Origin of the sequence: Streptococcus infantis (assembly GCF_047464215.1) — a bacterium.
In the GTDB taxonomy this organism is placed as follows: domain Bacteria; phylum Bacillota; class Bacilli; order Lactobacillales; family Streptococcaceae; genus Streptococcus; species Streptococcus infantis_P.
Genome location: NZ_JASHCG010000003.1, coordinates 26,562 through 39,641, shown reverse-complemented (window position 1 = coordinate 39,641; position 13,080 = coordinate 26,562). Strand labels below are relative to the sequence as shown.

Annotated in this window: 13 protein-coding genes; 2 read left to right on the top strand and 11 right to left on the bottom strand. The window is 37.3% G+C overall.

Annotated elements, in window-relative coordinates:
• Window positions 1–20: 20 nt before the first annotated feature.
• The 10 genes from QM469_RS02450 to QM469_RS02405 all read right to left on the bottom strand — a co-directional run bounded on the left by QM469_RS02450 (window position 21) and on the right by QM469_RS02405 (window position 9,904).
• Window positions 21–341, bottom strand: coding sequence for a hypothetical protein (locus tag QM469_RS02450; RefSeq protein ID WP_075231391.1), 321 nt, complete (start codon window positions 339–341; stop codon window positions 21–23).
• Window positions 342–422: 81 nt separating this feature from the next.
• Window positions 423–1,301, bottom strand: coding sequence for a DUF4300 family protein (locus QM469_RS02445; protein WP_414276011.1), 879 nt, complete (start codon window positions 1,299–1,301; stop codon window positions 423–425).
• A gap of 45 nt (window positions 1,302–1,346) precedes the next feature.
• Window positions 1,347–2,228: a diacylglycerol/lipid kinase family protein gene (locus QM469_RS02440; protein WP_414276010.1), complete on the bottom strand. Its 882-nt coding sequence runs from the start codon at window positions 2,226–2,228 to the stop codon at window positions 1,347–1,349.
• Between the two features lie 276 nt (window positions 2,229–2,504).
• Window positions 2,505–3,224, bottom strand: a complete 720-nt coding sequence (locus QM469_RS02435; protein ID WP_414276009.1) for a class I SAM-dependent methyltransferase — start codon at window positions 3,222–3,224, stop codon at window positions 2,505–2,507.
• Window positions 3,205–3,996: an alpha/beta fold hydrolase gene (locus tag QM469_RS02430; protein WP_281335570.1), complete on the bottom strand. Its 792-nt coding sequence runs from the start codon at window positions 3,994–3,996 to the stop codon at window positions 3,205–3,207. Before QM469_RS02430 ends, QM469_RS02435 begins: the two co-directional genes overlap by 20 nt.
• Before the next feature lie 90 nt (window positions 3,997–4,086).
• Window positions 4,087–5,058 carry a DUF6892 domain-containing protein gene (locus QM469_RS02425; RefSeq protein WP_281335569.1) on the bottom strand — a complete coding sequence of 324 codons (972 nt, stop codon included), beginning with the start codon at window positions 5,056–5,058 and terminating at the stop codon, window positions 4,087–4,089.
• 13 nt (window positions 5,059–5,071) lie between these two features.
• Window positions 5,072–5,458: a hypothetical protein gene (locus QM469_RS02420; RefSeq protein WP_281335568.1), complete on the bottom strand. Its 387-nt coding sequence runs from the start codon at window positions 5,456–5,458 to the stop codon at window positions 5,072–5,074.
• Between the two features lie 409 nt (window positions 5,459–5,867).
• Window positions 5,868–7,061, bottom strand: a complete 1,194-nt coding sequence (locus QM469_RS02415; RefSeq protein ID WP_414276008.1) for an MFS transporter — start codon at window positions 7,059–7,061, stop codon at window positions 5,868–5,870.
• Between the two features lie 75 nt (window positions 7,062–7,136).
• Window positions 7,137–8,000 (bottom strand): XRE/MutR family transcriptional regulator, encoded by an 864-nt coding sequence (locus QM469_RS02410; RefSeq protein WP_414276095.1) that lies wholly within the window; start codon window positions 7,998–8,000, stop codon window positions 7,137–7,139.
• A 2-nt stretch (window positions 8,001–8,002) separates the two neighbouring features.
• Window positions 8,003–9,904, bottom strand: a complete 1,902-nt coding sequence (locus QM469_RS02405) for an ABC-F family ATP-binding cassette domain-containing protein (RefSeq protein ID WP_414276007.1) — start codon at window positions 9,902–9,904, stop codon at window positions 8,003–8,005.
• Window positions 9,905–10,056: 152 nt separating this feature from the next.
• Here QM469_RS02405 and QM469_RS02400 point away from each other — a divergent pair, with 152 nt between their 5' ends.
• Complete coding sequence (locus QM469_RS02400; protein ID WP_248034293.1) at window positions 10,057–11,775, top strand: phospho-sugar mutase; 1,719 nt, start codon at window positions 10,057–10,059, stop codon at window positions 11,773–11,775.
• A 110-nt stretch (window positions 11,776–11,885) separates the two neighbouring features.
• A complete protein-coding gene (locus tag QM469_RS02395; protein ID WP_414276006.1) occupies window positions 11,886–12,233 on the top strand; it encodes a thioredoxin in 348 nt (115 codons plus the stop codon).
• A 36-nt stretch (window positions 12,234–12,269) separates the two neighbouring features.
• Here the strand turns inward: QM469_RS02395 and QM469_RS02390 are convergent, their stop codons facing one another.
• Entirely contained in the window at window positions 12,270–13,079 is an 810-nt protein-coding gene (locus QM469_RS02390) for an MBL fold metallo-hydrolase (protein ID WP_045763287.1), read from the bottom strand.
• Between the last annotated feature and the right edge of the window lies 1 nt (window position 13,080).

Sequence of the window (13,080 nt, the reverse complement as noted above, 5' to 3'; positions counted from 1 at the left end):
TTTTATTTACTACTATTATACTATTTTTTTAATTGGTCGAATGAAAAATCTCTATAAATCACTTCTTTGCCAAGAACGGAATCTGTTGTAACAGGTAGTTTTTGCAGCAAATCTTGGATATCAATATTAGTGGGAAGAGGATTAAATTCTCCCAGACTATTTTCTTGAAGATGTGCTGCAAAGATAAACTCCCCCTTTTCCCAATCCATAGCACAATCATTGATAACATCTACTGGCGACAGGTCCAGCAGTTCTTGCTCTTGCGCTATAAACGTTTCGTAGATCAACTCAAAAATAGCTTCCTTATCAATTTTTACAACTCTTAATGTATGTTCATCCATGCTTGCTGTCCTCTAATCATATCAATTTAGCTATCATTCGATTGGTAACTTCTTATCCCACTCTTTAGGCAAATCATCCTTTTAGAGTTGAACCCATTTATCATTGTCCATAATAAATGGGTTAGCTAGGTCTTCACCTGTATAGTTTTCATATTTTGTATCTAGATATTTGTAACAATCTTCCTTGGTCGCAAATTTGATGGCTTGATAAGGTTCCTCAAAGGTTAACTTTTCGACAAAGAGATAGCCATCCTCACTTGGTACAAGAATTCCAACATGACCGATAAAGAGGGAGTGCCCATCCAAGTCATCATGGACAACTACGGATAGCATTCGAGCATGTTCATTAAACTTGAATTGAGAAAGGAATTCTTCCATATTAGCTGCATGAACCTTAACATCTGTCGTCGCTTCAGTCTTGACTCTTGAGAATAAAATATCAAAGGCATCCTTGTCTTCTGCACCAAAGACTTTTCCCTTATCAATAGCATCATTATCGACAAACAAAAGGGAATCATCTTTCTCTAACTTAGGAATTTCGATGGAATTTTTCAATAAACAATAACTGTTAATCCGACAGTTGGTACCTACAAAATCACCTTTTTTCGGTGTCCAAAGATTGGTAATTTTTTCTACATCATAGTCTGTTTTGGTGAAGGTAGAAAAATCTCCAGTTAAGCCAACTGAACCAACAGTATTGTTGTAATCATTGACAAGGTTGAAAAATGCATCCACACTGTCCTTATCCAAATGCGCAGCCAAGGCTTTTCTGACTTCTTCTTCACTTGGTTTGCTATTCATATTGGTGTAAGAGGCTTTCCAGGAAACTTGACCAGACTGTGTTTGAGTTACTGAAGATTCTGTTGTTCCATCACTCGACTTTTGAACTTGACTACATGCCACTAAGGTCAAAAGAAACGTTGAGCAAAGAACAATAGTCGCTAATCTTTTAAATTTCATAGGTTTTCCTTTGCTTAAAAAAATTGTTGTTAAAGGTAAATAAGATTATGCTTTCAGTTGAGAATAGACTTGGATATGCTGATCTAGTACCTTGATTTCTACTGGTAAGTCATCAGATTTATCACCATCAACATCCGTTTCTAATTCACTATCTGAAGAGATTTTGATGTGACGAGCTTTTATGTACTCGATGTGATCATTTTCAACGATATCCCCTTTTAATAAGTCAGGGATTACAGATAATTTAGAAAGAATTGAGGCATCCTTAAGAATCAAAACGTTTGCATATCCGTCCTTATTTTCTTCAAAAATCTTCTTATCAGCAAAATAATTGGTGAGGAGAACTAAAACATGACTGGCTGGGCCAATATAATTTCCATTTTCTGTCTCAACAGTAATATTAAATACTTGATCTGTCACGACAGACTTCATAGTATTAACCGCATAGGCTAGCATACCAAACTTTGTTTTATCTTCAATTCCAACGTTATGAATGGCTTCTGGTAGTGAACCAATACTAAAAATGTAGCCGAAATAGTGGCCATTGGATTTTCCGATATCAATCTTATTTGTAGAATTAAAATCAAGCTCGTCAATAGCACCATTTATATCTTGATTGATTTCTAATAACTTTGTAATAAGATTTCCAGTTCCTCCTGGAATAATCGCTAGTTTAGGAATACAGTCTCTTTCAGCGATACCTGAGATCACTTCATTGACTGTCCCATCTCCACCGAATACGAGAACTGCCTCATATTTTTCTTTTGAGGCTTCTTCAGCAAAATGTGTTGCATCTTGCGCTTTTTGTGTAATTCTGGTATCGACTTGCTCGAAGTATTTTTTAGCCTTATTTTCTAACTTTTCCTTATAATCTAAAGCCTTTTCTCCACCAGAGGTTGGGTTGATAATCAACATTATTTTCTGCATTCATTTTCTCCTCAATATCTATTTGCATCCTTAGGCTATCAATATATCTTTTTTTGATACACTTTATTATATAATGAAATTTCTAAAAATAAAAATTGAAGGTACTGAACTAAAATAGATACAATCATGAACTGTCTAAGAATTATTCTTTCAAAATTGGAAAAATAGATTTGTGGAAAAAATTCTATCCAGTTACAAACTGAAGAAATCATCTCATTTACTTTTTTTCATATACATCAGTTTTTAATTTACTTTTTAAAAAAAACTATACTTCTATTATTTTTTTAGCCACAAATGTTGTAAAAAACTAATATCTTTATAGGGTTTTAAATCACATACTGCAAGTTCAATCTTTGTCATTTCTTCTAACCAGTTTTCTTTGCTCTTAAATTCATTTGGTTGTAGACTGTAAAATGTTCGGATCCCTAAATAGTTTTCTAATTTAAAACCAGACAAAGCTAATAATTCCTCTATCGTATAAGTAGAACCACTTGCAAAAGATAGGCTCTCAAAATTTCCACCATTGAGTAAGCTAAAAGCTTGGTTGATGTCATTAGCAAAAACAACACTTTGTAGAACTTTTCCAACTTGATTATGCTTGATAATTGAAATCAAGCCATCATCTTTTAAAATTCTTTTGAACTCCAGAAGATAGTCTTTTCGGTCATTAGGATCTATATATTCTAAAACATTATGGCAAAGGACAAGATCAAAGGATTTATCCGTAAAACGAGCGAGTTGGTCAATACTTCCCCACAATTTTTCATAGGATGTGGAAGAGTTGGCATAGAGCATTTCCTCATTAGGTTCAACAGAAGTAACTTGATTCTTGCGAGAGAGAAATTCACTGACCAAGCCAAATCCAGATCCAAAATCTAGAATTTTCTTACCTTCCAAATGAACGAGTTGGGCAAAGGTTATTTCATATTGTATCTTTCCCCAAGGTTGTTTTAACATATTTCTATAATGTTCAAGATCAGATTTTTTGCTTGTCATGTGTTACCTCATTAAAACTGGTATTTTTCTTTACAATCATTTCTTTTAATAATTTACAGTAAACTGCCGAATTTTCAGTGATCTTGCAACAGTGGTCATATCCTTGCCAAATGTGAAATGTGGCGTGAGGATACTTTTTTGGAAGAACTTTTTTAGCAGCTATCAAGTCGAATTCTTTTGAACCATAAAAGAAAACACAGCTTTGTTGTTCCTCTGGCGTAAGGTTAGGCAAAGCTACGAAGGCACAATCATGGGAAATATGTTTGATGCTTTCTTCATCCATAGCAATGAAAGAATCCGCCATCATCTCTCCTTTTTCTCCATAAAGTGCAACCATCTTACGAACAGCAAGATCTCTATTTTGCAGAGCTTTTCTATGCTTTATTAACAATAAATACCTAGTAAATACATCAAGCAAGGGCGCATTTATCCATAAACTAACTCCTTCAAAAACAAGTTTCCCAAACCTGATATCCTTATGATTCAATAATTGCAGCAACACAACTCCACCTAAGGACGCTCCAAAGGCTAAACTCAAGTCTTTTATATGATGAGCCTTTAGATAATTATAAATCATCTGGCTTTCCTTAAGAGCCGATTCGTAGATGAGCGAAGCTGATTGCCCATGCGCCGACAAATCCGGAATAATATATCTAAACCCTTGCCCCATCTGATCTGCAATGAGGGACTTCATCCCTTGAGCAGAAGATAACATAGGGTGAATTAACAATATCGTCTCTTTCTGATTAGAATTAAGATCAAGAATGTTCATTTTCCAACACCAGATTTCTTTCCTTTTTTAGCCCTTTTCCTTAAAGAACTTATCCCATCCATTTATGATTTATTCAGATAAATGCAACAATTATAATACCTTCACTTGAACCCCTTGCTTGTCGAACATTTCTTTGACATGTTCAAAATTACTGCTTATGATAGTCGCTTGCTTCAGATTTGGAAACTGTTGCAGTTCTTTAAGACTAACTTCATTTAGATCGAAACCATCATCTTCTCCATCCCACTGAGGTATCAGATTCAGATAAATTTCATTTCCGCCATCCATGTAGATTTCTTGGACTTGTTCGGCATATTTCTTAGGTATAGGAAGATCTATCATATAATCAAGGGCTGGCTGAATAATCTCCATACTTTCTGTATCGATTTCCAGTTCACTAAATTCTTCCGCAAAATCATGGATGTCAAAGTAGGGTTTCAGTACTCGTAAATCGTACATCAAAACTTGGATAATAGTTAGTTTAAAATTTATATTGTCAAAATGTAGCAGTTCTTCGTCAGTTTCTTTTAACTTGTAGCTTTCCCGTTCATGTTTGACCTCTGGGAAGTAGGAAATTGATAGTGTATCTGTAATGGTCTCTGGAATTCCATTAAAATTAGTTCCGTAAGGAGTCCATAAAATCAAGTTAAAATCCCCTACTCTCTGTCTATCAGAAATAAAATAAGGGCTTTTTCCATTACAAGTTATCAGGGTCTTGCAAGGATTGAGAGGTAATTCTTCCTCGTTCCACATGGGGCTAACCTTCTCTCCAAAATATAAATAAAGCGAAGTAATTAAATGCTCCTTATCAATATAGACGTCACAACTCTTTAAGTGTTGTTTAACTTCAAAGGAATGCACAAATACGAAACCAAGTTCATCATAAATATATTTGATAACCTGCCCTTCTTTTTTGAATAATCGGTCAGGTTTTCCAAAAACAGTTTCTATATCCTTTAATGATAAAGGAAAATGCAAGCTTGTTTCTGGAACATCGATAGAATTTCCGTGGAAATTCATAGAAAGGACCTTAGCTTTTTTCTTTCTAAAAAAATGAAACATTTAACTCCCCTTCTTAAGTTTCTTCCAGATAAATCTTGACCGCTTTGTATTCCTGCTCTTTAGCATAGGCAAACACCTCTGAAGCTCTAATGTAGTCAAAAATATTTTCCTCTAAATCTTCATCCCAGGTTGATTCACTAAAGATTTGATTGTCTTGACTAGCTTCATAGAAAATATCAAGGTGAACTTGATAAAACTCTTCATCTTCATTTGGAGCTTGCCTTACCAACGATAGTTGAAACAAGGGATTATCAGATATACTTGTAAACGTCCCTGATTCAAATAAAATCATCTCATCATCAATAGGCTCACGACACAAGTCTTCAAAGATAGCTACCATATCCTCTAAGGGCATCTTATCGGTGATTTTTTCTCTTAAAAATTCAAGTGATTGCTTCATGCTTCTCCTCTTTCTAATTGGAGTTTCGTTCTTAGAAAAATCCTTTTAAAAAATAGAATCCCTACACCTTTTATTATACTACATTAACAGAAAAAAGACTGAAGCAGATGGCATTCACGGATATATACTATTGTAATCGGTCAATTCCCTAAAATGATTACCTAGTCCATTTTATTGTATACAGATGAGGTGTTATTTGAGCATGCCCTTTTATAACTCAATTAGTATTAAAAATAAGATAGAAACTTCAGGATGTCTACTGTCTTGTAGCATTTTTTTACCTTGATAAGTTTAACAAATCGTAGAAAATAGTTAAAAAGTCTTTAAAATTAAAAAAACGTATAATATCAAGACTTCAATGAACTGATACGATACGTTTTATAATGGGCAGATTTACTTAATTTTATCTTCAATTTTGATTTTGCTCACTCGAATCCTTCTTCTGTCTTTTAATATAGACTATCGATACCAACGAAAGAAAAATAACTCCAAGTCCGATGATTAAAAAGGAAACTAATTGTACACTTGGTAGAAAGGTCATTAACCCTTTCGCAATAGGCATAAAGAGAATTGCTAGTGTAAAAATGGTACTCAATACCCTCCCCAGATAGTCTCCGTCAACCTTGGTTTGTACCTGAGTGAAAAAGTGAATATTAAAAATCGTCATAAAGAGTTCACAAACTAGGTTTCCTGAAAAAGTGAGAAAATTAGGTAGTGGCAATCCCATCATGAAAACTCCTACTCCTGTGAGGATCAATAAGAACAAAAGTGTATTCATACTGGATTTAAATTTATTTGCAATCAATGCTCCGATGATTGAGCCAATCGCACCCATAGTTAAGATAGTCGCATAGGCTCCCTCTACACCATAGAGTTTATTTGAGAAAGGGAGCAAAAACTCAAAAGCTGCAAAAAAGAAATTCACACTGGAAGCCACTAACAAGAGAAAGAAAATCTCTTTTTGATGCCAGATATAGTGCAAGCCATCTTTGATGTCCGCAAAAATATCTTTCCCTGTAAAACTCTTCTGCTCTTGAACCTTTGGTTCTTCTTTGGGAAGTAAAGCCACTAGGGCAAAAGCGATGAAAAAGGTCAAAGTATCTAGTAAGAGCGTCAGATGAAGACTTGCAAATTGTAAAACAAGGAAAGAAAGCACCGGAGAACTGACTCCTACAACCTGTAAAACTAACTCCAAGCGAGAGTTATAGGTCACTATCTCGTCCTTTGCTACCACCTCTGTGATAATAGCTTTATTGGCAGGCCGAGAAAAAGCAAAGGCAATGGCCTGAACAATATTAGCAAAGATCAAAGCTCCAATCATCCAGCTATCATTTCTGATAAAAGAAATGGCCAGACAGAGAATCCCACAAACCAAGTCTGTTGTCATCAAAATCTTGCGACGCGAAAAACGGTCTGAAATCACGCCTCCAAAGGGATTAACTAGTATGGATGTAACGAGTTCAGAGATCTGATAAATCCCTAGAACGGTTTGCCCAATCGTTCCCATCGATGCCAACCAAACACTATTCCCATAATCATAGAGCATATTTCCTAGTTTGTTAATAGCTCCACGACTAATCAACTGTACTGCATATCGATTCATAAAAACTCCTCTCAAATTTTGAAACTATTGTATCAAAACTTGAAGGAGTTTCTCATTTTTCCCTTATTTGGGAAATTAATCTTTTACAAATTTATCATAATGTTCCTGATAGTAAGCTACTTGCTCCGGAAGACCTAGAACATCAAAAATATGCATGGCTTCCTGCATTTGTTTACAACCTTCTTCTTTTTGCCCCTTCTGATAAAGAGCAAATCCTTTAAGAAAGTGGAAAATATTACGCTCATAGAGTTTGATGCTCTTACCTATAATCTTCTCTATATAAGCTTCAAAGTAGCTGGCATTTTCAAAAGCAAGATGTTCTAAACAATGCTGGTAACAGTTAAGAGCTAAAATCAAGACCAATTTTCGATGACGTCCAATTTCTTTGTAGAAATCCTCCCTCTCCATCACTTCTCTACCAAGGCGAGCAACATAGTCCACATCATAAAAGCTATAGAGATTGCCAAAAAGAATCAACTCAAACATGGTCCATTCGTCTGTTTGGAAAAGATAATCTGCCACCTTATCCAGATCATCTTGCTTCATAGTGAAGCTAGCATCTCTTTGACAAATCAGACCTTGTAACAAAATCCAGTTCAGCTCAAAATAGAGGGGATTTGTTGAACTCTTAGATTTTTCAAGTTGTTCTTCTTGAAGCTTTTGAAAACCTGCAATATCATTTGAGTAGTAAAGCGGAATAATCTGAGCCATCAAGCTCACATGCTCATGATGTTGAAAATTTCTAGTCTTATCCATAAAATTCTCAATCGTCACGTGAATATTATCTAATATTTCAAAGAAACGAGATGCAGCCAAATCCGACTCCCCCAATTCAAAGCGGGATAATTGGGAGGTCGAACAGGCCTCTCCTGCAGCTTCTTTTAGAGAGTAATTTTTACTGATTCGAAATTCACGAAAGACTTTTCCAAGATTTTCCATCTTTACACCTGCTCCGATAATTCTTCCCACTCCAGCATTGCTTCTTCTTGACGATGGCTAATTTTATCCAGTTCTGCTTGTAACTGCATGAGTTCATCCGCATCATTGGTGGTATGCATTTGTTCAGAGATAGCTTGGGCTTGAGTTTCCAGTTCTTCGATTTCTGTCTCAAGACTTTCGATTTGTCTCATCAATTTACGAAGTTCTTTTTGACTCTCTTTTTGCGCTTGGTAGTCATTAACTGGAGAAACTTTTTTTTCTTGGTTAACAGCTGCCGCTCCTTCTACTTGACTAGCTACTAGCTCTGCTTTTTTATCAACATAATAGTCATAATCACCCAGATAAAGTGTTGATCCATTCTCAGATAATTCTAGAACATGAGTGGCTACACGGTTGATGAAATAACGGTCGTGACTGACAAAGAGCAAGGTTCCATCAAAGTCAATCAGGGCATTTTCCAGAACTTCCTTGCTATCGATATCTAAGTGGTTTGTTGGCTCATCGAGAATCAAGAAGTTGTTGTTTTCCATGGAAAGTTTGGCTAGAAGCAAACGAGCTCGCTCACCACCTGACAGCATCCCAACAGATTTCTTAACATCGTCACCAGAAAAAAGGAAGGCACCTAGGCGATTACGGATTTCAACTTCTGGCGTCAATTTAAAATCATTCCAAAGTTCATCTAAAACTGTATTGCTTGGTGTCAACTTACTTTGAGTTTGGTCATAGTAGCCAACTTCAACATTAGCACCAAAGCGCTTCTCACCCTTGATAAAGGGAATCTGATCCACAATGGATTTAATAAAGGTTGACTTACCAATACCGTTAGGACCAACAATGGCAATAGCATTCATCTTACGAAGATCAAGGTTGATGGGTTCTGATAAGATTTCACCATCATAGCCAATAGCAGCATTCTCCACTGTCAAAACAACATTACCAGATACTATATCAGAATGGAAGGTCATATTAGCTGATTTTTTACCAGCTTCAGGCTTGTCCAAGCGCTCCATTTTCTCCAGTTGCTTGCGTCGAGATTGCGCTCGTTTGGTTGTCGATGCTCGGACAAGATTTCGGTTAACAAAGTCTTCTAAGGCAGCAATTTCTTTCTGTTGTTTTTCGTAGTTTTTGGCTTCAGTTGCGAGCTTCTGCTCCTTCTGCTCCACAAAGCTTGAGTAGTTTCCTACATATCTGTCCAAAGAATGTTTTGTTAAGTCGAGTGTTATGGTCGCAACCTTATCGAGGAAATAACGGTCATGGCTAACGATAATCAAGGCACCACTATAATTAACCAAATAGTTTTCTAACCAGGCAATGGTTTCAATATCTAGGTGGTTAGTCGGCTCATCCAAAACCAAGAGATTAGGCTTTTCAAGAAGCATTTTGGCAAGGGCTAAACGAGTATTTTGACCACCAGATAACTCTGCAATTTTCATCTGCCACATAGACTCATCAAACTTAAAACCATTTAAGATAGCACGGATATCAGCTTCGTATGTAAATCCTCCAGCCTGACGAAAATTTTCTGATAGGCGATCATAGTCAGACATGAGTTTATCTAGTTCTGCTCCAGTCTTTTCCCCCATCTCCAACTCCATCTGGCGAAGTTGTCTTTCAGTACGACGCAAGTCATCAAATACATGTAGCATTTCATCGTAAATGGTGTTCTCAGACTCAAAACGGCTATCCTGTGCTAGATATGAGAGGGAAATATCTTTTTTCTTATTGATTTCACCAGTGGTTGGCTCCTCTTCTCCAACCAATATCTTGAGCAAAGTAGACTTCCCAGCACCATTTTTTCCAACGAGGGCAATACGGTCTCTTTCATCTACTTGTAGGTTTATATTATCAAAAAGAACCTCTCCTGCAAAAGAACGTTCAATTTTATTAGCTTGTAAAATAATCATACAGTTAGTATAGCATGTTTCGGTAAGCCGTTCAAGACTTGTGGTTTAGGTATATTTCATAACTTTTTCAGAAACTTATGCTAACGTTTTACTAAAACTTCAAATCGTGATATAATGTAAGCGATTAGATTATATATTAAAGGAGATTTCCTATGTCTTACCAAGAAAACTACCAAAAATGGGTTGATTTCGCAGAACTTCCAGACTATCTTCGTCATGATTTGGAAAATATGGACGAAAAAACTAAGGAAGACGCATTCTATACAAATCTTGAATTTGGTACTGCAGGTATGCGTGGACTGATTGGTGCTGGTACTAACCGCATTAACATCTACGTTGTTCGTCAAGCAACAGAAGGTTTGGCTCGTTTGATTGAGTCAAAAGGTGGAAATGAAAAAGAACGTGGTGTAGCCATTGCTTATGATAGCCGTCACTTCTCTCCAGAATTTGCCTTTGAATCTGCGGCAGTTCTTGCCAAACATGGTATCAAATCTTACGTATTTGAAAGTCTTCGTCCAACTCCTGAACTTTCATTTGCCGTTCGTCACCTCAACTGTTTCGCAGGTATTATGGTCACAGCCAGCCACAACCCTGCTCCATTTAACGGTTACAAGGTTTACGGTGAAGACGGTGGACAAATGCCTCCACACGATGCGGATGCTTTGACAACTTATATCCGTGCTATCGAAAATCCATTTGCAGTTGAAGTTGCTGATGTAGAAGCTGAAAAAGCTTCTGGTTTGATTGAAGTTATTGGCGAAGCAGTCGATACCGAATACCTCAAAGAAGTTAAAGATGTGAACATCAACCCAGCTTTGATTGAAGAGTTTGGTAAGGACATGAAGATTGTCTACACTCCACTTCATGGTACAGGTGAAATGTTGGCTCGTCGTGCTCTTGCGCAAGCAGGATTTGACTCTGTTCAAGTCGTTGAAGCTCAAGCAACTCCAGACCCAGACTTCTCAACTGTTAAATCTCCAAACCCAGAAAGTCAAGCAGCCTTTGCCCTTGCTGAAGAACTTGGTCGTCAAGTTGGTGCAGACGTTCTTGTCGCAACTGACCCAGACGCTGACCGTGTCGGTGTTGAAGTCCTTCAAAAAGACGGAAGCTACCTTAACCTTTCAGGTAACCAAATTGGTGCTATCATGGCTAAGTACATCTTGGAAGCCCACAAAAATGCTGGGACACTTCCAGAAAACGCAGCTCTTTGCAAATCTATCGTATCAACTGACTTGGTAACTAAGATTGCTGAAAGCTACGGCGCAACTATGTTCAACGTTTTGACAGGTTTCAAATTTATCGCTGAAAAAATCCAAGAATTCGAAGAAAAACACAACCACACTTACATGATGGGGTTTGAAGAAAGCTTCGGTTACTTGATTAAACCATTCGTACGTGATAAAGACGCTATCCAAGCTGTTCTTGTCGTTGCTGAACTTGCAGCTTACTACCGTTCACGTGGTTTGACTCTTGCCGATGGTATCGAAGAAATCTACAAAGAATACGGCTACTATGCTGAAAAGACAATCTCTGTTACTCTTTCTGGTGTCGATGGTGCTGAACAAATCAAAGCAATTATGGCTAAATTCCGTAACAATGCTCCAAAAGAATGGAATGCAACAACTATCACTGTCGTTGAAGACTTTAAAGCACAAACATCTACTGCCGCTGATGGCACTGTAACAGCCTTAACTACTCCTCCAAGTGATGTATTGAAATACACACTTGCAGATGGATCATGGATTGCAGTTCGCCCTTCAGGTACTGAACCAAAAATCAAGTTCTACATTGCAGTTGTTGGTGAAAGCAACGAAGAATCACAAGCTAAGATTGCTAATATCGAAGCAGAAATCAATGCTTTTGTAAAATAAAGACCTAAAAAGATGAGACCAACCAATCTCATCTTTTTTTCGTATCAAATCTAAGCAATTTTAGAAACTTTATGGCATACTAGACATATCAATGAAAGCGAGGTAATCTCATGGAACAATTTTTAGATAACATCAAAGACCTTGAAGTCACTACAGTTGCGCGTGCGCAAGAAGCTCTTAATAAAAAAGAAACTGCAACCTTCTTTATCGGTCGCAAAACTTGCCCTTACTGCCGTAAATTTGCAGGTACTTTGGCAGGTGTCGTAGCTGAAACCAAAGCTCACATCTACTTCATCAATAGTGAAGAACCAAGCCAACTCAATGAGTTGCAAGCATTCCGCTCACGCTACGGAATCCCTACTGTACCAGGATTCGTCCATGTTGCAAATGGACAAATCAATGTCCGTTGCGACTCTTCAATGTCAGCTCAAGAAATCAAAGAATTTGCTAGCTTGTAAAATAGTCTATAAAAAAGAAGGCTTGTGCCTTCTTTTTTATATCTCCGTCAATGGTGTTGCGGTGTCTGGTGAAGTATCGTAAACTTGAAAGTCTACTCCTACTCCCAGATCTGCCTGAGCTAACTGATTGACCATGGTCATGTGAGCCAGCTCCTTGATATTATTTTCCTTAGATAGATGACCTAGGTAAATCTTCTTGGTACGATTACCTAGTGTGCGAATCATGGCGTCTGCGCCATCTTCATTTGAGAGATGTCCAAGGTCAGATAAGATGCGTTGTTTGAGTCGCCATGCGTAGGATCCTGCTCGCAGGATTTCCACATCATGATTTGACTCGATCAGATAGCCATCTGCATTCTCGACAATACCAGCCATACGATCACTAACATAGCCTGTATCCGTCAGCATGACAAAACTCTTATCATCCTTCATAAAACGATAAAACTGGGGCGCCACTGCATCATGACTCACACCAAAACTCTCGATATCGATGTCGCCAAAGGTTTTGGTTTTTCCCATCTCGAAAATATGCTTTTGAGACGAGTCAACCTTACCGAGATACTTACTATTTTCCATAGCTTGCCAGGTTTTCTCATTGGCATAAAGATCCATGCCGTACTTACGAGCCAGAACGCCCACACCGTGGATATGGTCTGAATGTTCATGCGTAATCAAGATAGCATCCAAATCCTCTGGTTTACGATTGATTTCACTCAAAAGGCTTGTAATTTTTTTGCCAGATAGTCCCGCATCTACTAAAATTTTCTTTTTTGGTGTTTCCAAGTAAAATGAATTTCCACTGGAACCCGATGCTAAAATACTGTATTTAAAACCGATATCACTCATT